Here is a 22,440-nt window from a genome sequence, read left to right on the forward strand (position 1 = left end):
AATTGCACTTATTTTTTAAATTCATTATCAGAAAGTTAAGAATATTACGAAATATTTACATGGCAAATTCAATTCAAGAACTGCTTATTGAGAAGACAGTAGAAGCAGTAAATGCACTTTATGGTTCTGAAATTCCCGTTTCGCAATTGGCTTTACAGGAAACCAGAAAAGAGTTCGAAGGTCAGCTGACCATTGTGGTGTTTCCTGTGACACGATTTTCCAAAAAGTCGCCCGAAGTAACAGGAACAGAGATCGGTGCGTACTTAAAATCGCAAATAAAGGAAATAGAAGCCTTCAATGTGATCAAAGGATTCTTGAATTTGAGCTTTACCGACGTCTATTGGATTGAGCAGTTAAATAGCCAAATCTTGGATCCGCAATTTGCGCAATTCCCTAAAAATGGGAAAAAGGTAATGGTGGAGTATTCTTCGCCAAATACCAACAAACCTCTGCACTTGGGCCACGTGAGAAATAACTTATTAGGCTTTTCGGTAGCGGAAATATTAAATGCAGCCGGCTTTGAAGTGATTAAAGCGAATTTGGTGAACGACCGCGGTATCCATATCTGTAAGTCGATGTTGGCCTGGCAGAAGTTTGGTGAAGGCCGTACTCCGGAGTCAACAGGCATCAAAGGCGATCATTTGGTGGGCGAATATTACGTCGTGTTCGATAAAGAATACAAGAAAGAAATTGATGCATTGAAAGCGGAAGGCCAAACGGAGGAAGAAGCGAAGAAAAATGCACCGTTAATAAAAGAAGCGCAAGCCATGCTGCAGCAATGGGAGGCGGGCAACGAAGAGGTCATCAGTTTATGGAAAACGATGAATGCTTGGGTTTATGCCGGTTTCGATGAAACCTATAAGCAGTTGGGCGTAGCGTTCGATAAATTTTATTACGAATCAGACACCTATTTATTAGGTAAGGATATTATCCAGGAAGGGCTAGACAAGGGGGTGTTCTTCAAGAAAGAAGATAACTCGGTTTGGATTGACCTGACGGAAGAAGGCCTGGATGAAAAGCTGGTGCTGCGTGGCGATGGTACATCTGTGTACATTACGCAGGATTTGGGAACGGCCCAATTAAAATACGATGAATTCCAGATGGATGAGTCGATTTATGTGGTAGGGAACGAGCAGGATTACCACTTTAAGGTCTTGTTCGCAATCTTGAAGAAATTGGGTAAGGATTGGGCAGAAGGCTTATTCCATTTATCTTATGGGATGGTCGACTTGCCACACGGTAAAATGAAATCGAGAGAAGGTACTGTGGTTGATGCTGATGAGTTGATGCAGGAGATGTTTGATACGGCGAAACAACGCACAGAAGAATTGGGAAAAACGGAAGGACTAGCTGAAGAAGAGAAGGCAAACTTGTATCATACCCTTGGTCAAGGGGCCTTAAAATACTTCTTGCTGAAGGTTGATCCGAAAAAACGCTTGTTGTTTAATCCGGCGGAAACGGTGGATTTCCAAGGACATACCGGTCCGTTTATTCAGTATACGCATGCACGGATTAAATCGGTATTGCGCAAAGCAGATTATGTGGCTACAGCTGCCAAAGTGACTCCGGCGGCTATATCTTCCTACGAACGTGATTTGATTCAGACCTTAGCAAATTATCCGGCTATTATTGAGGCCGCAGCCAAAGAGTTTAGCCCGGCGCAGATCGCGAACTTCGTGTATGAAGTGGCGAAGCTGTACAATAAGTTTTATCACGAAGAAAGTATCTTGAAAGCCGAACAGGAGGAGGTGAAGCAATTCCGTTTACACCTATCGGCCGCGGCGGCTAAAGTGATTTCTAATGCTATGAATTTATTAGGAATCCAGGTTCCTGAACGCATGTAAACTATGAAACAATTTAAAGTAGGCCTGATTGGCTTTTCGATTGGCGGGCATGTTTTCCATGCGCCATTTATTGAAGAAAATCCAGACCTTCAACTCTATAAAGTGACGGCCCGCAAGCCGGAGCAACAACAGATGCTGGCTGAGCGCTACCCGGACGCAATCGGGGTGCTGTCAGCAGATGAGATCATCAACGATCCGGAAGTGGATATCGTGGTGGTGGCCACTTCCAATGATGTGCATTTTAGCCTGGCCAAACAAGCCTTGTTGGCAGGAAAGCATGTGGTTGTGGAAAAACCTTTTACGAACTATTCTGCTGAAGCCGATGAACTGATTGCCTTGGCCAAGGAAAAGGGCCTATTGCTTTCTGTGCATCATAATGCACGCTTCCATGCTGATTTCAAGACCTTGCAAAAGGTATTGGCATCGGGTAGGTTAGGTCGCGTGGTCAATTACGAAGCGCGTTTCGATCGCTTCCGTAACTTTCTGCGCCCCGGTGCATGGCGCGAAGAAAACCTGCCAGGTTCTGGCATCCATTATGATTTGGGTGCCCACCTGATCGATCAGGCTTTGCAGCTCTTCGGTAAACCGGAGTCTATTTATGCCGATTTGCGCGTGCAACGCGATGGCGCCAAAGCCATCGACGATTTTGAATTTATCCTTTCCTTCCCGACGACAAAGGTTTCCTTGAAAGGACAGATGCTGGCCAAAATACCGACCACGAGAATGGCAGTGTATGGAACAAACGGCTGTTTTGTGAAGTGGGGTGTGGATCCGCAAGAAAACCTGCTACGCGAAGGCTTTATGCCGCATCAAGTGCCTAACTGGGGCATGGAGGCAGAAGAGACCTACGGCACCTTGGCGATTGTGGAAAATGGAGTGGATGTATCGGAGCGTATCGTGAGCGAATTGGGAGCAGGACAAGAATTTTATCAGAATATTGTGGCTAGCCTTCGTGGCGAAGCACCTTTATATATTACGCCGGAACAAGCACGCGATGTGATCCGTATCTTAGAATTGGCGGAACTTTCTTGGGCTGAAAAACGCGTGGTTTCCTTAGTAGGGGAGTTGATTTCGTAAATGATACCATACGACGCTATTATTGTTGGAGGAGGGGCTTGTGGCCTCATGTGTGCTGCACAAGCAGGGCTACTGGGCAAGAAGACCCTCGTCATCGAACGCAACGATAAGCCGGGCGCCAAGATATTAATATCCGGAGGAGGACGTTGTAATTTCACGAACCTCTATACGAGCCCTGAAAACTTTGTTTCGGAGAATCCGAAATTCCTAAATGCGGTGTTTTCTCAATGGACGGTAGCCGATACCGAACAGTTCTTCGAGCAGTTCGGTGACATTCGAGGACAGGAAAAAACATTGGGGCAACTCTTCCCGATTTCCAATAAAGCGAAGGACATCGTCGCTACGTTTTCTAAACTTTTATTTGATACGGGTCAGGATATTTGGCTGCAAACCGAGCTAAAGCAGGTGCAAAAAACGGAATCGGGATTTAGCTTGCAGGTGCTGCGGGAAGGGAAAGAAATGACCCTGACCTGCCCTAAGCTGGTGATGGCTTCTGGGGGATTGCCTGTTGCAAAACTGGGTGCCTCGGATATTGCACTACGCATCGCCAAACAATGGGACTTACAGGTGCTGCCTACCGCACCAGCCTTGGTGCCTTTAACCATAACCGGAAAGGACGCCGACTGGTATGCTTCTCTGGCCGGAAATGCCGTGTTTGCAAGGGTATATAATGAGAAGATTTCCTTCGAAGAGAATATCCTTTTTACGCATTGGGGACTAAGTGGACCGGCCATCCTGCAGATTTCTTCCTATTGGAAAGCCGGCGAGCAGTTTACCATCGACCTGCTGCCGAAGTTCAAGCTAGACGAACTGATTAAAGCAGAACGGAATGCCGGTGGAAAAAGAACCATTGGCCAGTTGCTGAACGATCACTTTACCCGCAAAATGGTGGATGCCCTCGCGAAGTACTTACCAACAAGCCTTAAAATAGCTTCTTTAAGCAAGGCAGATGCTAAATTGGTGGTGGATACTATTCATCAGTTTAAGGTGAAACCGGCAGGCGATAAGGGCTACGATAAAGCGGAAGTGATGCGCGGAGGAGTTTCTACAGCAGAATTGAACCCCAAGACGCTGGAAGCCAAAAAAGTTCCCGGACTCTATTTTGGTGGGGAAGCAGTAGATATTACTGGTTGGTTGGGCGGCTATAATTTCCAATGGGCCTGGGCCGCCGGATATGCCATTGCGCAAGATATTTAAGCCCTGAGGCAGGGCAAAAAAAATAGCTGTATTTTATACAGCTATTTAAAGGGTCGGTAATCATTGTTGTTTTCTCAAAGGCAGTCCATTAAAAGGTATATTCCAGTTTCGCTTCGTTCTTAATATCCTTAATGTCAAACTCCCGGCTGCTAGGATTTCCTTTGTCAATAGAAATCTCTAGTTTAATCTTCGTAGGCTTATCTACTTTTGCGCGGATGTGCACTTTTTCACCTTTTTTCTTGATGTTGCGTTTTACGGAAATAGCTGTTCCTGTCTTGTAGTCCTTCTTTTCTTCCTCGGTTTTAGCACCCGTCACAAATAAGCTGGTTAACTTAGCGTCTTTGTTTGAAATGGAACTTACCTTGTACGTAATGCTGTAATCCTTCGGAAACTTCTTGTCCGGACCTACCTTTTTCTTGTCATCATTGCAAGATGAGAATAATAATAGGGCAGAAAGAAAGGCCATGCTTAGTCCTGTTGTGGTTGAGAATAGTTTTTTCATAAATTAAATAATAAGATAAATACTAATGTTAAAATTGAATAATTAATTGCTAACTATAATTTAGTACGATAATTATTTCGCTTACGCTACAATTAGTTTCATTTATTTAAATATTTTTTTAAAACCGACTATTTCAGCCTTAATCCCATGAGATCCCCTTATTTTGCTTATTTTTTTCTTACTTTTGCTCGGTGAAGCAAACTGGTTCTATCGCTGTCCTTTAGTCATAAAGGAAAGAGGAAAGTCCGGGCAACATAGAGCAACACGCTTCCTAACGGGAAGGCTATTTCGGTAGACAGCAAGTGCCACAGAAAGGATACCGCCTTGAAAAAGGTAAGGGTGAAAGCGTGAGGTAAGAGCTCACGGTATTGTATGGCGACATGCATTACGGTAAACCTCGTGTGTTGAAAGACCAAATAGGTTACGAGATCAGAAGGCTGCTCGTTTTCTACCTTCGGGTACTCGTAATGGGTAGGTTGATGGAGTTTGTGTGCAAACGCAAACCTAGATAAATGATAGAAACTTCAACAGAAGTACAGAACCCGGCTTATAAAGTTTGCTTCTTCTTTAAATTATGTTTAATTTTTGCCTATTAACTTGAAAGGGAAAGTATGACAACAGTTTTAATCATCGATGATGAACGTCCAATACGTAGTTCACTGCGCGATATCTTAGAATACGAAGACTACAAAGTATTGGATGTAGATAACGGTGAAGACGGATTAAAAATATTAAAAAAGGAAAAAATAGACCTCGTCCTTTGTGACATCAAAATGAACAAAATGGACGGGATGGAGGTACTCAGTACCGCCAAAGAATTTACCGACGTTCCTTTTATTATGGTTTCTGGTCACGGAACCATAGAAACAGCCGTAGAAGCAGCACGTAAAGGTGCCTTCGATTTCCTTGAAAAACCCCTCGACTTAAACAGACTCTTAATTACCGTTAGAAACGCCCTGGAAAAAGGATCCTTGGTGAAAGAAACGAAGGTGCTGAAACGTAAGATTTCTAAAACCAAAGAAATCCTGGGCAGCTCTTCGGGAATTAACCTAATTAAGGATACCATCGATAAGGTAGCTCCTACCGAAGCACGTGTATTGATTACCGGTGCGAATGGTGCAGGTAAGGAACTTGTCGCGAGATGGCTGCATGAGAAGTCCTCACGGGCGGCATCGCCTTTAATCGAGGTGAACTGTGCGGCAATCCCGTCGGAATTGATCGAGTCGGAATTATTTGGCCACGAAAAAGGTTCATTTACCTCCGCTGTAAAGCAACGTATCGGGAAATTCGAACAAGCTAGCGGCGGTACCTTATTCCTCGATGAGATCGGAGATATGAGCCTTTCAGCGCAAGCTAAAGTGCTTCGTGCTTTGCAAGAGCATAAGATTACTAGAGTTGGTGGCGAGAAGGAAATAGACGTCAATGTACGCGTTATTGCGGCAACCAATAAGAACCTGCTTCAGGAAATCGAAGATGGTAACTTCCGGATGGACTTATACCACCGCTTAAGTGTGATCTTGATTCACGTTCCATCATTGGCAGAACGTAAAGACGATATCCCAACCCTGGCAACAGCCTTCTGCGAGGAGATCTGCGCGGAATACAGTATCCCAGCGAAGATTATTACGCCTGATGGGATGAAAGCTTTGCAAGCCTTGCCTTGGACCGGAAATATCCGCGAATTACGCAACATGATCGAGCGTTTGATTATCCTTTGTGATAAGAAAATCACCGAGGTCGATGTGCGTACGTTTGCCAATCCGGAAAGTGTTAGCAATGGTAGTCACAGCACTGCGGTAGCTGCGCATGAAGGATTCGATTACGAACAGTTTACCTCCTTCCAGGATTTTAAAGACTATTCGGAATGCGAGTACATCAAGTATAAGTTGGAAAAGAATAATTGGAATGTTTCCAAAACAGCCGATGATTTAGATATTCAACGGAGTCACTTATATAGCAAGATTGAGAAATTTGGTTTAAAGCGTGACTAAGCGTTAATAAAAAGAGCGGGCCTACATCTAGGCCCGCTCTTTTTTCGTATATTATTAATCGTTGAATTTTCTCTTTTGCCTTCTGTAAAGCATAAATATCACGACAACCAATAAAACCACACCGATCACGACATACGAAGAACTTGAAGAATCAGCAACTTCCTCCTCAGTTTCCTGAGCCAGCAGGCTAATGCTAATCAAACTCGACAATGCCAACACATTCCATTTTCTCATAATTTCCTTGATTTAAAGTTTATGTCTAAATATAATAAAATTAACATGCAAAAACCATGTCAAACATTTTTTATTATAATTAATTAACATAAAATTTTTAATCAATTACTGAGGACTTTACATAAAAAAAGCGCAATTGATTTGCGCTTTTTTCTCTTCAAATTTTAGATTATTTCGGCTATGAAATTTCCTTGTTGATGGATGACCGATCGTTTGTCGATGATCTCCTGCAGATTGATGGTTCCTATCACATATTTATGATTCTCACTGTAGAATCGTTCTGATATATTGATGAATTCAATGTTCTCCAGTACATTTTCATCCTCGTAGCGGAAGTATACACGGATGGTATAATCTTTCGTGTATTTAACTTGTTGGGCATCGAGGTGCTTTTTGTATTCATAGCGATAATCATAGCGTAAGGCTGTGATATCAGAAAGGACAGCAGATCCTGTCGGGTGGCCACCAGCACCTTTTCCTAAGAAGAATTGCTCGTCGGCAAAGGCTGCTTTCACCAACACGCCGTTGTACTCATTCTCTACATTGTACAGGATGTTAGCATTCGTAATGAACTTCGGTAGCACATATAGCACCACCTGATGATTTTCCACTTCTTTCGCTAAAGGAATCAATTTGATCTTATAGTTTTTCTCACGTGCGTAGCGGATATCAGCATCGCCAAGGGTGTCGATACCCAGGTTCAGGATTTCATCCGGATTAATGTAGATACCGTAAGCATGGGAAGCCACAATAGCCAGTTTAAACTTCGGATCATAACCACCTACATCCAGTGTAGGGTCTGTTTCTGCGAATCCCAAATCTTGGGCTTTTTTCAAAGCCACATCATAACTTTGGTTTTCATTAAAAATCTTCGACAGAATATAGTTCGAAGAACCGTTGAAAATACCACTTACCGAATGCAAAAGCTCGTTGTCGTAGTATTCTTCCAGGTTCCGGATGATAGGAATACTACCACATACCGCCCCTTCATAAAGGAGGGAAGTGCCATATTGTTGCTGGATTTCTGTTAACTCTTCAAGATGTGTCGCAATCATTTTCTTATTGGCCGAAACCACGTTCTTACCGGAGGATAAGGCGCGTTTGGTAATTTCGAAAGCCGCTTCCGCATCGTCAATCAATTCCACAACGGTATTGATCTCGGGGTCTTCCAAAATGGCATTCGCATCGGTGGTAAACAGCTCTGCAGGCAATGAACGCTTTTTATCAGGATTCTTAATCACAAACTTCTTAATCGCAAGGTTTAGATCTTTTGTTTTGATGATATCGTAGAGGCCCTGGCCAACGACGCCAAAGCCAAACATCCCGATGACAAGTTTTTTACTCATGTGTTTGTATTGTATACTCTTTTTTTTTCTTAAAAATATTCCTTCCCACAGGAATTATCACTACTTAATTTTCTCAAAGGCTTGTTCCAGATCCGCTTTGATATCGTCGATATGCTCGATACCTACGGAAAGTCTTAATTGACCGGCCGCTACGCCCGCTTTAAGTTGTGCTTCGGCACTTAATTGCTGGTGTGTTGTTGCTGCAGGGTGGATGATCAAGGTTTTAGCATCACCTACGTTGGCCAAGTGGCTAATCAATTGCAAGGAATCGATGAATTCATTGGCTTTATCAATTCCGCCTTTTACGGTGAACGAAAGCACGGCTCCATAACCATTTTTCAAATACTTCTGCGCATTGGCATGGTATGGGTGGTTTTTCAATCCCGGGTAGCTCACTTTTTCCACTTGCGGATGCGCATCCAACCATTGCGCAATTTCCAAGGTGTTATCCACATGGCGTTGCACACGCAAGGATAGGGTTTCCAGGCCTTGTACCAACAAGAAAGAGTTGAAAGGGGATAGGGCAGGGCCGAAGTCGCGAAGACCTTCTACACGCGCTCTAATGGCGAACTGAATATTTCCGAACGGACCATTCTCACCGAATACATCCGCGAACACCAATCCGTGGTAACCTTCAGCAGGCTCGGAGAACTGTTTAAATTTACCATTTCCCCAGTTATAATTACCACCGTCGATAATTACCCCACCGATACTTGTTCCATGGCCACCGATCCATTTCGTTGCCGATTCCACCACCACGTTAGCACCATGTTCCAAAGGTTTGAATAAGTAACCACCAGCACCGAAGGTATTGTCAACAATAAGTGGAAGGTCATGTTTTTTCGCTACGGCAGCAATGCGTTCGAAGTCCGGAATATTATAGCTTGGGTTTCCGATGGTTTCCACATAAATCGCTTTTGTTTTATCGTCGATTAATGCCTCGATATTATCGGCGTCCGAATCTTCCGCAAAACGCGCCTCGATGCCTAAACGTTTAAAGGAAACTTTAAATTGGTTGTAAGTACCACCGTATAAGTTAGCGCCGGAAACAAAGTTCTCGCCGGCTTCCAGGATATTGGTTAAGGCAATAAACTGCGCTGCTTGTCCGGAAGCCACAGCTACCGCGGCTACACCACCTTCGAGGGCAGCGATGCGTTTTTCGAACACATCGGTAGTCGGGTTCATGATACGTGTATAGATATTTCCGAATTGTTTCAAGGCGAAAAGGTTGGCGCCATGTTCTGCGTTTTCGAATACGTAAGAAGAAGTTTGATAAATGGGCACTGCTCTAGATCCTGTGGTAGGGTCTACTTCTTGTCCTGCATGCACTTGTAAAGTTTCAAATTTTAAGTTTTTAGTATCAGCCATTGTTTTTGATTTTTTTAAATGAAAATTGAGTTGTTATTGATTTTTCTGGAAGTTTGGTCGTCTGCTGTAGGTATATGTTGCCCAGGATTGGCGGCACAAGCGGCCTTGGGCATACCGACGACTAGCGCATTCGGCTACAACAATCGGCAGAAAAATACAGGATATAGGTTTGTTTGCTAAGTCTTTTCGACTTAGCCAAGCAAATTGTTGAATTTGTAAGGAGTGTAATCATCGTCTTTAATATTTATATGCTCCGCCGCGAAATTGCTTTGGACAGGAATTGGCACCTTTTCAATCGCTATTGAAGGTTGCCAGTGGGTCATTGAGCCAGTCTCTCGCCACTTCTTTATAAATCAAGACCAATCGTTTTGGATGGGTGTTGATTAGGTTGCCATTTGCTTGGCACAGCGCAAATATACGCCGTGGAATTTATATTTGCAATGTTTTTTAACAATAAAGCTTCTGTGCGGGTTTTTTCTTGATAAAATGGCAACAGAAGCTTTCATATATTGGCTGAATTTTATTCCCTAGGCCTTTAGAAACTGCCCGATTTTAGGTCGCGCATCTGAATAATCTGATCCACGATATAACGGGTATTGCCACGCCAAGGCAAAACGCCTTTGTATTCTTTATAATGCAGGTCGAACACTTTGCCGCTGTTCACCTCTAAAATGCGGTAGATAGAATCGTTTTCTACGGAAAATTCAAACTGGTTACTGGTTAATCCGGTACCGGTTTTATTGCTACCAAAGCCTTCCTGAATCAGTTTTCCCTCGTAGGTTTTAAACAGGTTTCCCTTTTTAACGGCATAGTTCAGCACGCCGGATTTTACGCCTTCGCCAAACACAAAATAATACTTCCAATAGACCATTCCGCCGCCGATAAGCAGCAGTATAAGGAGTGTCCAACTGATAAATTTACGGATTGCCGACCCTGATTTCTTAGGCGCTTGGTTTGTAGTACTTTCCATAACGTGTTATTTTAGCTACTGCAAAAATGCAAAAAGAATACCTAAAATAACACAGTCAATAAAAAACAGCTGGAAACGTAGGTTTATCGCCTCATGTTTCCAGCTGAAATGGCATTAAGCCAGTTTTTTTATTTCTTCAATAATACCGTCCTGCGTTTGTTTACCAACGGGTACTAAAGGTAAACGAACCACATCCGAACCGTATCCTTTTTGTTTCAAGATGAATTTTACCCCTGCCGGATTGCCTTCCACAAAGCATAAATCGGTAATTTTCAACAGGTCTTGATGAATACCGCGGGCTTCTGCAAAGTTACCTTCCAAACACAGATGAGCCAAAGCAGAAACCTTATTCGGATAGGCATTGCCTACCACGGAGATAATGCCTGCTGCGCCCATCGCAATCATAGGCAAGGTAACAGGGTCATCACCCGATATCAACATGAAATCCTGCGGTTTATCGCGTAATATTTCACTGAATTGCGCGAAGCTGCCCGATGCTTCCTTAATAGCCACGATATTGGAAAAATCATTGGCCAAGCGAAGGGTTGTAGCGGCCGTCATGTTGCTGCCCGTTCTTCCCGGCACATTATATAAAATAATAGGCAGGGCAGAAGCTTCGGCAACGGCCTTATAATGTTGGTATATACCTTCTTGTGTAGGCTTGTTATAGTACGGTGAAACTGAAAGGATGGCGATGTAATCCATAGCCTCGAAGTTTTTCACTGCGTCCACAATCTCTTGGGTATGGTTGCCACCGATACCGGCAACAAGCGGAATACGTTTATTGACATGCTTCGAAGTAAATGCCCAGATTTGCTTTCGCTCCTCCTTGCTCAACGTGGCCGTTTCGCCCGTTGTTCCCAAAGAAACGATGTAATCGATACCACCCTCGATTTGATAGTCAATCAATCTACCGAGGGTCTCATAATCTACAGATCCGTCTGCATTAAATGGTGTAACAATGGCTACACCAGCCCCTTGAAGCTCATTCATTCGTATATAATTATTTAAGTTTTATGCATTAATCATGGTTAATAATTGCGCTTCCGATATAATCGGCACCTGCAATTTCTCTGCTTTTGCTAATTTCGATGGCCCCATTTTATCGCCGGCCACCAAGAAATTTAGTTTGGCAGAAATGCCGCTCAACATCTTGCCGCCATGCGACTCGATGAGGGCGGTAAGCTCCTCGCGCGAGTATTCGGCAAAGACCCCGGAAATCAAGAAGGTTTTTCCCGCCAGTCCGTCACCGGCCAAGATCACTTCTTTTTCTTCCACCTCAAACTGTAGGCCTGCGGCCTTTAAACGATTGATTTCCTCCTGATGCGCAGGCTCGATTAAGTAAAAGTGTATGCTTTCGGCAATCCGTAAACCAATATCGGGAACTGCCTCTATTTCGCTGATGCTCGCCGCTGCCAGTGCGTCGATATTTTTGAAATACTGGGCTAGTTTTTTAGCTATGGTTTCGCCAATATGGCGAATGCCCAAGGCAAACAACAGCTTTTCAAAAGGCTTCTGCTTAGAAGCTTCGATACCGTTCAGCATATTGTCGATTGATTTCTGGCCGAAGCGTTCCAAACCAGCCAGTTGATCGGTTTTCGATGCTAAGCTGTAGAGGTCTGATATTTTTTCTACCAAGCCTTGGTTATATAAGGCCACGATGGTTTCATCGCCCAATCCTTGAATATCCATCATCTTACGGCCGATAAAGTGCTGCAGTTTACCCACAATCTGCGGCTTACAGCCATCTTCATTGGGGCAATAGTGCACGGCTTCGCCTTCTTGCCGAACCAATTCGGTTCCACACTCCGGACAGTGTGTAGGGTAGGCGATAGCAACCGCATTCGCCGGTCTTTTTTCCACATTTGCGGAAATAATCTTAGGGATAATTTCCCCTCCTTTTTCCACAAAAACAGTGTCCCCTTCATGCAGGTCTAAACGGGCAATTTCATTGGCATTATGTAGGGATGCGCGTTTCACCGTGGTTCCTGCCAATTGCACCGGTTGTAAATTGGCCACAGGGGTTACGGCGCCCGTTCTGCCCACCTGATAGCTGATGCTTTTCAAGATGGTTTCTACACGCTCTGCTTTAAATTTATAGGATATAGCCCAGCGTGGTGATTTGGCCGTGAAGCCTAACTCTTCCTGCTGCGCATAATCGTTTACCTTTATAACGATGCCATCAATTTCATAGCTCAGTTTATGGCGCGCTTCATCCCAATGATGAATAAAGGCCAATACCTCGTCTATATTTTGGCATAATTTGCTATGTTCACTCACATGGAATCCCCAAGATTTTACGGCTTCCAGGCTTTCCCAATGGTTGTCGAACAACCTATTGCGGTTATCGGCATAGAGGAAGTACAAAAAGCAATCTAAGGGACGTTTAGCAACCTCGGCAGAATCTTGCAATTTAATGGTGCCGGAAGCAAAGTTCCTTGGGTTTGCATAAGTTTGCTCGCCATTATCTTCGCGTTCTTGATTTAAGCGTAGGAATGCTGATTTATGCATGAATATTTCCCCGCGGATCTCAAAGGTCTCCGGATAGTTTCCGGGTTTTAACTGATGGGGAATGCTACGGATGGTACGCACGTTATTCGTCACCTCGTCGCCTTGTGTCCCATCACCGCGGGTTACTGCCTTGCTCAATTTCCCGTGCTCATACGTGAGGGAAATGGATAAACCGTCAAATTTAAGCTCGCAAACATACTGCACTTGATCGCCAATCACTTTTCGAACCCGCCCATCAAAATCTTTCAACTCCTGTTCGTTATAGGTGTTCCCTAACGACATCATGGGCCATTTATGCTTTACCGTATTAAACTTTTGGGTAATGTCGCCACCTACCTTTTGGGTAGGCGAGTTGGGGTCTTTATATTCCGGATATTGGGCCTCCAGGGCTTCCAATTCTTTCAGTTTATGGTCGAAGTCGTAATCGGAAATCAACGAGTTTGCCAATACGTAGTACTGGTAATTGTATTCGTTTAATTCCTTGCTGAGCTGCTCAATTTTAGATCGGATATCTGCTGACATAGACCACGAAATTACAAAATATTCTAGGCCTAAAATAATTTAAAACAACTATTTAATTAAAAAGGCAAACTCCGGAGAAAGTTGCCATCATCCCGAAAGACAGAATGTTCAGCAGATGTCTTAAGGATGGAAATTTTTGTCTTTGAGTTCGGAGAATTTATGGATTTTATTCATGTAATAATCCCAAACAATCGAATTCTTATACTGGCCGGTTTTGTTCTCCTTGCCTTGGTATTTCATACGTTTTTTTGCTGTTTTAATAAAGTTTTTGAAGAAATACTGATGCGCCCGGCTCACCGCCCAGGCATCTTTCGGTTTTCCGTCGATTAAAAACTTCAATAAGGCCGCCAGATCAAACCAAAAACGGAGGAAAATAATCCAGATTCCCGCAGCTACTGGTAGGTTCTTTTGCATCATCAGCAGGTTATTCCGGAAGTTTAAATAGGTTTTATGGGGGTTGCTGGTGTTCAGCGTGCCGCCACCCACATGGTACACCAAGGAGCTTGGGCAATAGCCTATTTTGTAGCCCATTTTCTTTAAGCGCCAACACAGGTCTATTTCTTCCATGTGTGCGAAAAAGTCGGCATCAAAACCTCCGGCTTCTTTCCATACCTCCGCCTTGATGAATAATGCCGCGCCGGTTGCCCAAAACACTTCCTTCGGATCATCATATTGCCCCTGGTCTTTCTCTACTTGGTCAAAGATACGTCCACGACAGAAAGGAAAGCCGAAATAATCCAGGTAGCCACCGGCTGCGCCGGCATGCTCAAAATAGCCTTTATCGTGGTAAGATTGTATTTTTGGTTGCACGGCAACCAGCATGGGGTCTTGCTCCATTTGGGCAATAACCGGTTCTATCCAGTTTTGAGATACCTCAACGTCTGAGTTCAAAAGGACGTAATAATCCGCTTCCACGCGTTTCAAGATTTCGTTATAGCCACCGGCAAAGCCCAGGTTCTCGGCATTTTTGAGGATGCTGAACTTGGGGTAGTTTTCTTCCACATAAGCAATGGAATCATCAGTAGAGGCATTGTCGCCGATAACGAATTCTATATTTTGGTAAGTACTGTTAAAAACCGAAGGCAAAAATTTCTCCAGAAAAAATCGACCGTTCCAGTTTAATATTACAACAGCTACTTTTGGATATTTTGTCATTTACAATCTTCTTTTTCTTTTCCAGCGACGATGTGACCATAACCAATATGCCGGTTCTTCCCGAATAATCTGCTCGGTAAAGCGATTATGGATATGGGTGATCTCATGTTCCGGATAATCATCTGGATTTTCTACCAATGTAGTAAATTTACAAGAATAATAGCCTCTTTTCTTTTTTCTTCGTATTTCACAGAAAACAACCGGAAATTTGGTAAGCCTGGCAATTCGCTCGGTACCGGTATAGACCAAGGCTTCCTGATTTAAGAATTCCATGAAATAATCAGAATCCTGATACACAGGTGTCTGATCGGCGACAAACATCGAGATATGAGGCTGTTTTTTTAATTTGATAATATGCCGCAAAATCTGCTTCATCGGCACCATATCGGCCCCAAAACGCGTGCGTATATGGTTGTAAACCGAATTGATCAGCTTGTTGTTTAATGGCTTGTAAATCACTAAACGCGGCTCTTCCATCATCAACGAGAGGCGATGAATCGCCAATTCCCAATTGCCATAATGGGCAGTAACGCCAATTACAGCCTTACCGTTTTTAAAATGTTGAAACACTTCTTCCTCGTTCAGCAGCTCGAAACGTTCCAGCACGGTTTGCTTAGAAATGCTCGCCATTTTCACAATCTCCACCAGCAAGTCGGGGAAATAACGGTAAAATTTGCGGGCAATCTGCTTGATTTCTTCGGGCGACTTCTCGGGGAAGGACTTGTTCAGGTTTTCAAAAACTACTTTTTTTCGGTAGCCAATACCATAGTAGATCAGCACAAACAGCAAGTCTGATAACAAGTAAAGGCACCAAAAAGGGAGCAAGGATACTAAATAAAGTAAGCCTGATAGCAGTTTTTCTTTCATCTGAACAGATTCGCGCTATGCAAATATCCCTAATTAAGCTTATTTTTGCAGATATTTTGTATGATAATTTAAATATGTCTGTAAGTCTTTTATTACCAGCCTGCTATCTTCCAAACGTGAGCTACTTTCATGCCATCAAACAACATGAAGGCCCTATTTTGATTGAACAATTTGAAAATTACCCCAAACAAACCTTCCGTACCAGGGCACAAATTGCCACCGCGAACGGAATTTTGGATCTCATTGTTCCCATTGTGCACGGCAGGAAAGAAAGAGTCGCCATAAAAGAAATAAAAATTAATTACGACCATCCTTGGCAACGCTTACATTGGTTAAGCTTGCAGACAGCTTACCGCAGTTCGGCTTATTTTGAATATTACGAGGAAGATTTTCGCCGTTTCTTTACGCAACGTTTCGATTTTCTGCTCGATTATAATGTACAGCAAGTGACCCTGTTGCTAAAATTATTGAAATTACCGCGTGAGCTTAGCCTAACCGATAGCTACCAGGAGCTGCCAGCAACGGAACTTGACCTGCGCAAAGCTATGAGCCCTAGGCAGGCCCCCTTATTGCAAAACCCCCAACCTTACTATCAACTTTTTGAAGAGAAGCAGGGTTTTCTGCCAAATCTTAGTGTTGTCGACCTTCTTTTTAGTCAAGGACCACAAGCAAAACAGTATTTTTAGGCGCGAAAGCAAGGCATTGGCAAACATTTTGAACCGCTTTATTGTTGTTCAATAAACCAGCATGCTTTCATGAAAAAATTATTGTTATTGACTATTTTTTGCGGTCTCTGCGGTGGACTAATGGCACAAACTGGTGCAGATACCCTTCATTTCCGTAAAGTTTATTATTTCGGCGGTACCGGACTGGCCTTGCCCTTAGGCAAAACGAAAAAGGCACTTTCTACCAGACTCTTTACCGGGAGTATGGGCTTGGATATATCGTTGAAGAACCCGACCTACTATTTGCAGCCTACCTTGTATTTAATGAGCTTCAAATACGATCAACTTTATCCGGATTCCAAATACAATCGCATCGTCGAAAATGCACGAGCCTCCATGTATGTGCTCAGCTTATCAGGCGGGATGCGTAAACAATGGAATCGACTGAACACCTATGCCTATATGGGCCCGGCTGGGGCATTGAATATTGAACCCCGTGCACAAGATGCCGGCAACAATGAATTGCTGAACCTGGAATATAAATACAGCATTTCCCCCGCCGCAAAACTGGGGGTAGGGGCCGACTATAAATTCAAGGGGTTTTTCTTGGGGATGGAAGTAGGCTATATGCACAATTTCCGAAAAATTCAGGAAAACCCGGTCAATGTGTTAACGATTATGCTGGGGCTAAAATCGGATATTACCCGATTGAGCGATAAGGTGGTGGATGTGATTTCCAAAACCAGCAATTAGCAGCTGGTAGACAGCCAGACTCCCTTTTTTAAAGCTTGGCAAGCCATAATTTACAGTTTTTTATAAAAATATTTGGCGGAATACAATAATCGTGTACGATCATCGTTACTATTATGAATAGAAGAAAAAATATTTAGGTTAATAATTGGTTTGGTAAATACCTGGGGTTCCCCGCCTCGGGTATTTTTTTTTGCCTCATTTTTCTTCCCGAACCCCGTTATGCTGCTTCCCGATTTCCTAAGCCTTGCTTTTGGCTAGATCCCTTTCAGTCCCCTTTCACAACCCTTTCACAACCCTTTCAAACCCCTTTCAAACCCCTTTGCAATAGGTTGTGAAAGGATGCGAAAAAAGGAAGAAATAGTGTGAATTAAAGGCTGGACCAATGCCAGGTGAAAAGAAGGTTATTGCAAAGCATACAGTGGCCTGAACCCTTAAAGTTGTTATTAAGGGAGTGTGTTTTATTAAAAAATTGAAAAAAGTTAAGCTAAATCAGGGGAAATTATAATAAATGTTTGACTTATCCGTTTAGATAGTAAATTCATAATTTCATAATTTAGGTTAATAATTGGTTTGGTAATACCTGGGGTTCCCCACCTCAGGTATTTTTTTATGCCTTATGCAGCCCATGCCTTGCTAAGCATGGCTTACTGCGCATAGCTTTCATCTTTGTAATAATACTGCTTATCGCGTTCCGTTATTTCGCGGATGACCCGGCAGGGGTTACCCGCGGCAATTACATTGGCCGGAATATCTTTGGTCACCACCGAGCCCGATCCAATAACGCTGTTATCGCCAATCTGCACGCCAGGGTTTACGACCGTGTTGCCTCCAATCCATACCTTATGCCCGATGCGGATGGGTTTGGAAAACTCCCAACCGGCCACGCGTAGCGTCGGGTCAATCGGATGGCCCGCCGTAAACAGACTCACATTGGGCGCTATCATCACATCATCGCCAATAATTACTGCGGCACCATCTAAAATGCAGAGGTTATAATTTGCATAAAAATTCTCGCCTATTTCTATGTTGTAACCGTAGTCGCAGCGAAAAGGCGGTTCAATAAAGAAGCGGGATCCGGTTTTGGCAAAGAGGCCTTTCAGCAATTGGTTACGCGCTTTAATACGCGTCGGGTCTAGGCTATTGTATTGCTGCAGGATGACTTTGGCCTGCTGCCGTTCTTGGAATAATTCGGCACCTTGATCTAAGAAAGGTTCACCGGCTAACATTTTTTCTTTTGCTGATTTCATGGATGCGTTACACTACATAAGGTAGCTTTTGGGGTAAGTTACAAAAAGCCAAAGAAAGGTCAAGAACTTGTGAAGATTTGCCAGTTAAAAATAGAGCTGTTTATCGAAAATTATAGTTATATTCGGCTATTAACTAATTAATAAAACTAATGCTATGCAGTATATCTTTCAGGCTTATAAACGCATGTTTGATTTTAAGGGGAAATCAACCGTGGCGGAATTTTGGGTGTTTTTTATCTTTGTTATGGTCCTTCAGATCGTGCTGAATGTTTTTGGCAACGCGCAGTTGGGGATAGCGAATATAGGCTATTATTTTACCCTGATTAATCTACTGCCTTTGTTGGCGCTAGGCTTTAGGCGATTACGCGATGCCGGCGTAAACCCTTGGTTCTTTCTTTTTCCCATTGCCAATATTTATTTATCGGGCCTGCCAACTGCAAAAACCGCAAAATCTGACTACTAGCAAGGCAAACCGCCTGCTGAACCCATAAAAAAGGCCTCGAAATTTTTCGAGGCCTTTTGTTTTGCGCGGTTTAGCTTAGTTTAAGCTAATCACAAAGTCTTCTTTATTGACGCGAACTTTTTTCAAATTCACCAACCAGTCGTTCTGCTCATCGCGGTAGCCTAGGGTGAGGATAGTCACCGACTTTAAGCCTAATTTATCCAGGCCTAGTAATTCATCCAACAATTGATTGTTAAAGCCCTCCATCGGGGTGGCATCAACACGCAATTCCGCAGCGGCAGCAATGGCCAATCCGAAGCCAATATAGGCCTGGCGTGCCGCATGGTTAAAATGATCTTCCTTGGTTTGGGTTTGGAAACGTTCGAACAAGGAGTTTTTATAATCGTTAGCAAAACCCTGCGGCAAACCGCGTTCAATTTCCTGCTGTAAAAATGGCGCGTCTACGCGCTCTTTGGTGTACTCATCATAGGCCGCAAACACCAACAGGTGCGAAGCATCTACAATTTGGCTTTGTCCGAAGGCAATGGGCTGAATCTTCTCTTTTATGGCAGGGTTGCTAATTTCAATGACTTTGAAAGGGTGCAGGCCTGATGAAGTTGGCGCTAAACGTGCCGCTTCAATAATCTGATCAACTTTGGCTTGCTCAACGGCTTGACCGTTCATTTTTTTCGTGGCGTATCTCCAGTTTAAATCTTCTAATAAACGCATGGGTAGTTCAAATTTATGTGCTATGTAATTTTTAATTAATTCGTTAATATGGCTTGGGCAAAGGCGTTTATGCTATCTTTTAACACCAAGGAAGGGCAAACGGCGTCCTGTTTATTGAGGTCTAAAAGCTCAATAGACACAATGCCGTGCAGCATGCCCCAGAGGCTGCGGTATTTGACGCATTTTTCGATTTCCGTTTTGCCGCTCTTGGCAATGAGCTCGTCAATAATTTCGCGCAGGAAGCTCGCTAGTTCGGCGATCACGGGCAGCTTCTGATGCATTTCGCAGGTGGGTAAGCCCACCGCAAACATCAATTCATAATCTTTGGGGTGTTTCAAGGCAAATTGCCAATAGCCCTGCGCCAGCTGATGCAAGCGTTCTTCAACCGAAGCTTGCGGATCCATATGCGCAGCAATGGTTTCTTTTAAGGTTTGGAATCCTTCGGCCACAAAATAGGTCGTCAAGGCTTCCTTACTTTCAAAGTGCTTGTAAATAACCGGTACGGAATATTCGATGGCATCGGCAATCTTCCGAATAGAAAGCGCCGCCCAGCCTTCTTGGTTCACAATGTCGCGTGAACTGCTGATGATGCGGTTTCGTAAGGCTTCTTGCTGCCTTTGTTTTCGTTCTGATACGCCCATTTTCCTGAATTTGTTAACAGTGTTAGCAAAAGTAACATTGTAATTTATTTCTAGAAAATTTTTATTTCAAAACGACAACGGGATGACATTTTACAATCTTCAAAAATTGATTTAACTTTAAGGATGAACATCCTGAAAAGTAAACGTAAGGTTTCCCTGGTATTGGGCAGTGGCGGGGCACGCGGCTTGGTGCAAATCGGCGTCATCCGAAGCTTAGAAGAAAAGGGCTATGAAATTGATGAGGTGGTTGGCTGCTCGATTGGGGCGCTCATCGGCGCGGCCTACGTCGAAGGAAAACTGGATGCTTTGGAAGAATGGATGCTAGGCATCAACCGTTCCAAAATCTTCAAACTCCTCGATTTTACCAACCCCAAATTTGGCCTGTTGAAAGGAGAACGGGTATTCGAATCTTTAAAAGAGATCTTTCCCGATAAGAACATTGAGGACATGCGGATTCCTTTTCGGGCCATCGCCACCGACTTGAAGAATGAAAAGGAAGTGCTGTTTGATAAGGGCAGTGTTTACCGGGCCATTCGTGCTTCTATTGCCATTCCTGCGGTATTTACCAGCGTTATGGAAGACGATGTGAGCTTGGTTGACGGTGGAGTGCTGAATCCTTTACCCATTAACTTTGTGAAAAGGAAACGGCGTAATATTATTGTAGCCGTTAATTTGGATGGGAAACCCAATGCACGCTATGGTCCTATTATTTTCGATAAACCCGTAAACTCCCTGGGCATCCTGCAGGAAGCCTACTTTGTGATGCGCCGAAAACTGGTGCAATTAAACGTGGAATTGTATAAACCCGATTACGTGATTAATATTCCCCATAATATTGCCGGGATATGGGACTATGATAAGGCGGCTTTATTGATTGAAAAAGGTGCGCAGTTGACCAATAAAACCATACCCGATTCAGGCTATAAAAAGAAGGATGATGAAAAACAGGCGACCGGTTAGATCGCCTGCAGGATTATATTTTTTCTTGAAGGAAGTTGTTCATTTCTAAATTGAACTTCTCCTTATCTTCCATATTAGGGAGGTGCCCGCAGTCTTCAAACTCCACATACCGGGCTGTTTTTATCTTTTTAGCCATTTCCTCCATCAGCGCCGCAGGTGTAATTTTATCTTCCTTCCCACGAACAAGTAGGGTAGGCACTTGAATTTCAGAAAGCACATCTGTGGTATCGGTTCGGGCAGCCAAGGCCAATAGGGTGGCGCAAATGGTGCCGATGCTGTTGCGGCGGATACTGCTTTTTATGAGTTCCACGGCTTCCGGGTTTTCATCGATACTGCGTGCCGAAAACACATTGCCTACGAAGCCGATAGCATAGGGCCTGCGGCCATGTTGTAACACCGCTTGGATGCCATCAAAACGCTTTTGCTTGCCCGCATTGTCGTCGGCCTTGGAATGGGTATCGCATAAAATTAATCCTGAAATCCTCTCGGGGAATAATTGGTAGGCACGCAAAGCGATATATCCGCCCATAGATATGCCACATAACACCGCCTGTTCTACCTCTAGTTTGCGCATCAGCACGCCCAGGTCTTTCGCAAAGACATCCATGGAAAAATAACCATGCCCTTTAGTGCTGTTCCCATGCCCGCGAATATCGACGGCAATACCGGTGATATTGTCTTCTAAACTTTCCAGCTGCTCGCGCCACATGTTTTTATTGAAGGGAAATCCGTGGAGGAAAATAATCGTTTTTTCGGGATTCTCTGTCGCTTTTTTGAGATGATAGGCAATGCTAATATCGCCTATTCTGATTTTGTTGCTCTTAATAATACGTTCCGCCATAATTGTAAATATATTAAAATCAACAATATGAAGAAAAGATAGTTTGTTTTGCGCTAAAAAATCTGCAAAAGGATTTGGAAAATCTAAAAAAGTCCCGATATTTGCCCCAGCAACAGGGTATTTATACCTACTGCATCGGCGCTCATAGCTTAATTGGATAGAGCATCTGACTACGGATCAGAAGGTTAGGGGTTCGACTCCCTTTGAGCGCACGATTTCTCCCTTAACACAGGAGAATTAAGGGTTTTATAATGAGAGCAGGGTTCCTGCTTTTGTTGTTTTTACACCTTGCCGGCCGCTACGATTGCTTCCTTTTTTCTTGAAATTGTTGACCAACCTGGACGTAACTACCCGCTTTTTCATAAAATCCTCTTTGTAAAAATAAATTTCCCCTTCGCTGCGGAATGGGATCAAGCTGAATTCTTGGGGGGAATAGTAAAAATTTCCTAGTTTAGCATCTTTAAAGCCGAAATCCCTTGCAAGACGCCGAACGTAAATTACTATCCTTATTGATGCCCGAAGGACTTTTAGAATACTTTGAGATTTTAGAAGTAGATCAGGTTGACAATCACCTGCAC

General features: G+C 43.6%; 21 protein-coding genes, 1 tRNA gene, 1 other RNA gene and 1 riboswitch. Of the genes, 10 read left to right on the top strand and 13 right to left on the bottom strand.

What is annotated here, in order from left to right:
• Positions 1–59 precede the first annotated feature (59 nt).
• From argS to GQF63_RS05945, 3 genes are read left to right on the top strand one after another with little or no spacing between them, the layout of a single operon-like run.
• On the top strand, positions 60–1,844 hold the full coding sequence (argS, locus tag GQF63_RS05935) for an arginine--tRNA ligase (RefSeq protein WP_160368262.1): 1,785 nt from the start codon (positions 60–62) through the stop codon (positions 1,842–1,844).
• 3 nt (positions 1,845–1,847) lie between these two features.
• On the top strand, positions 1,848–2,921 hold the full coding sequence (locus GQF63_RS05940) for a Gfo/Idh/MocA family oxidoreductase (RefSeq protein WP_160368264.1): 1,074 nt from the start codon (positions 1,848–1,850) through the stop codon (positions 2,919–2,921).
• Between the two features lie 3 nt (positions 2,922–2,924).
• Entirely contained in the window at positions 2,925–4,118 is a 1,194-nt protein-coding gene (locus GQF63_RS05945) for an aminoacetone oxidase family FAD-binding enzyme (protein ID WP_160368328.1), read from the top strand.
• An 88-nt stretch (positions 4,119–4,206) separates the two neighbouring features.
• Here GQF63_RS05945 and GQF63_RS05950 read toward each other — a convergent pair whose 3' ends face one another.
• Positions 4,207–4,620, bottom strand: coding sequence for a hypothetical protein (locus GQF63_RS05950; RefSeq protein ID WP_160368266.1), 414 nt, complete (start codon positions 4,618–4,620; stop codon positions 4,207–4,209).
• 194 nt (positions 4,621–4,814) lie between these two features.
• Between GQF63_RS05950 and rnpB the strand changes: the two genes are divergently transcribed.
• Positions 4,815–5,186, top strand: an RNA gene (gene rnpB, locus GQF63_RS05955) — RNase P RNA component class A.
• Between the two features lie 45 nt (positions 5,187–5,231).
• Positions 5,232–6,611: a sigma-54-dependent transcriptional regulator gene (locus tag GQF63_RS05960; protein WP_160368268.1), complete on the top strand. Its 1,380-nt coding sequence runs from the start codon at positions 5,232–5,234 to the stop codon at positions 6,609–6,611.
• 54 nt (positions 6,612–6,665) lie between these two features.
• On the opposite strand, the gene GQF63_RS05965 is transcribed toward GQF63_RS05960, so the two are convergent.
• The 8 genes from GQF63_RS05965 to GQF63_RS06000 form a co-directional block, all read right to left on the bottom strand.
• Positions 6,666–6,845, bottom strand: a complete 180-nt coding sequence (locus GQF63_RS05965) for an LPXTG cell wall anchor domain-containing protein (RefSeq protein ID WP_160368270.1) — start codon at positions 6,843–6,845, stop codon at positions 6,666–6,668.
• Between the two features lie 164 nt (positions 6,846–7,009).
• Positions 7,010–8,191: a homoserine dehydrogenase gene (locus GQF63_RS05970; RefSeq protein ID WP_160368272.1), complete on the bottom strand. Its 1,182-nt coding sequence runs from the start codon at positions 8,189–8,191 to the stop codon at positions 7,010–7,012.
• Positions 8,192–8,251: 60 nt separating this feature from the next.
• On the bottom strand, positions 8,252–9,559 hold the full coding sequence (locus GQF63_RS05975; protein ID WP_160368274.1) for an O-acetylhomoserine aminocarboxypropyltransferase/cysteine synthase family protein: 1,308 nt from the start codon (positions 9,557–9,559) through the stop codon (positions 8,252–8,254).
• Between the two features lie 241 nt (positions 9,560–9,800).
• Positions 9,801–9,914: riboswitch (SAM riboswitch) on the bottom strand.
• 180 nt (positions 9,915–10,094) lie between these two features.
• Positions 10,095–10,529, bottom strand: a complete 435-nt coding sequence (locus tag GQF63_RS05980; protein WP_212592476.1) for a hypothetical protein — start codon at positions 10,527–10,529, stop codon at positions 10,095–10,097.
• A gap of 114 nt (positions 10,530–10,643) precedes the next feature.
• Entirely contained in the window at positions 10,644–11,522 is an 879-nt protein-coding gene (gene dapA, locus GQF63_RS05985) for a 4-hydroxy-tetrahydrodipicolinate synthase (RefSeq protein WP_160368276.1), read from the bottom strand.
• Between the two features lie 21 nt (positions 11,523–11,543).
• Positions 11,544–13,562 (bottom strand): NAD-dependent DNA ligase LigA, encoded by a 2,019-nt coding sequence (gene ligA, locus GQF63_RS05990; protein ID WP_160368278.1) that lies wholly within the window; start codon positions 13,560–13,562, stop codon positions 11,544–11,546.
• Positions 13,563–13,682: 120 nt separating this feature from the next.
• A complete protein-coding gene (locus GQF63_RS05995; RefSeq protein ID WP_160368280.1) occupies positions 13,683–14,717 on the bottom strand; it encodes a glycosyltransferase family 2 protein in 1,035 nt (344 codons plus the stop codon).
• The gene (locus GQF63_RS06000) at positions 14,718–15,584 is read right to left on the bottom strand and encodes a lysophospholipid acyltransferase family protein (protein ID WP_160368282.1); all 867 of its coding nucleotides are present in this window, start codon (positions 15,582–15,584) and stop codon (positions 14,718–14,720) included.
• Positions 15,585–15,601: 17 nt separating this feature from the next.
• Between GQF63_RS06000 and GQF63_RS06005 the strand changes: the two genes are divergently transcribed.
• Together GQF63_RS06005 and GQF63_RS06010 are read left to right on the top strand one after the other, a co-directional pair.
• Positions 15,602–16,270 (top strand): WbqC family protein, encoded by a 669-nt coding sequence (locus GQF63_RS06005; RefSeq protein WP_246163343.1) that lies wholly within the window; start codon positions 15,602–15,604, stop codon positions 16,268–16,270.
• 69 nt (positions 16,271–16,339) lie between these two features.
• On the top strand, positions 16,340–17,002 hold the full coding sequence (locus GQF63_RS06010; RefSeq protein ID WP_160368286.1) for a hypothetical protein: 663 nt from the start codon (positions 16,340–16,342) through the stop codon (positions 17,000–17,002).
• Between the two features lie 644 nt (positions 17,003–17,646).
• On the opposite strand, the gene GQF63_RS06015 is transcribed toward GQF63_RS06010, so the two are convergent.
• Positions 17,647–18,249: a sugar O-acetyltransferase gene (locus tag GQF63_RS06015; RefSeq protein ID WP_160368288.1), complete on the bottom strand. Its 603-nt coding sequence runs from the start codon at positions 18,247–18,249 to the stop codon at positions 17,647–17,649.
• A gap of 154 nt (positions 18,250–18,403) precedes the next feature.
• On the opposite strand from GQF63_RS06015, the gene GQF63_RS06020 reads away from it, so the two are divergent.
• Positions 18,404–18,712: a DUF805 domain-containing protein gene (locus GQF63_RS06020; protein WP_160368290.1), complete on the top strand. Its 309-nt coding sequence runs from the start codon at positions 18,404–18,406 to the stop codon at positions 18,710–18,712.
• 75 nt (positions 18,713–18,787) lie between these two features.
• Here GQF63_RS06020 and GQF63_RS06025 read toward each other — a convergent pair whose 3' ends face one another.
• Positions 18,788–19,420 carry a nitroreductase family protein gene (locus tag GQF63_RS06025; RefSeq protein WP_160368291.1) on the bottom strand — a complete coding sequence of 211 codons (633 nt, stop codon included), beginning with the start codon at positions 19,418–19,420 and terminating at the stop codon, positions 18,788–18,790.
• Positions 19,421–19,455: 35 nt separating this feature from the next.
• Positions 19,456–20,061, bottom strand: coding sequence for a TetR/AcrR family transcriptional regulator (locus tag GQF63_RS06030; RefSeq protein ID WP_160368293.1), 606 nt, complete (start codon positions 20,059–20,061; stop codon positions 19,456–19,458).
• Positions 20,062–20,184: 123 nt separating this feature from the next.
• Between GQF63_RS06030 and GQF63_RS06035 the strand changes: the two genes are divergently transcribed.
• A complete protein-coding gene (locus tag GQF63_RS06035) occupies positions 20,185–21,021 on the top strand; it encodes a patatin-like phospholipase family protein (protein ID WP_212592477.1) in 837 nt (278 codons plus the stop codon).
• Positions 21,022–21,034: 13 nt separating this feature from the next.
• Here GQF63_RS06035 and GQF63_RS06040 read toward each other — a convergent pair whose 3' ends face one another.
• Entirely contained in the window at positions 21,035–21,862 is an 828-nt protein-coding gene (locus tag GQF63_RS06040) for an alpha/beta fold hydrolase (RefSeq protein ID WP_160368295.1), read from the bottom strand.
• A 138-nt stretch (positions 21,863–22,000) separates the two neighbouring features.
• Here GQF63_RS06040 and GQF63_RS06045 point away from each other — a divergent pair.
• Positions 22,001–22,074 (top strand) — tRNA-Arg (locus GQF63_RS06045).
• Positions 22,075–22,440 lie beyond the last annotated feature (366 nt).

This window comes from Sphingobacterium humi (assembly GCF_009768885.1).
In the GTDB taxonomy this organism is placed as follows: domain Bacteria; phylum Bacteroidota; class Bacteroidia; order Sphingobacteriales; family Sphingobacteriaceae; genus Sphingobacterium; species Sphingobacterium humi.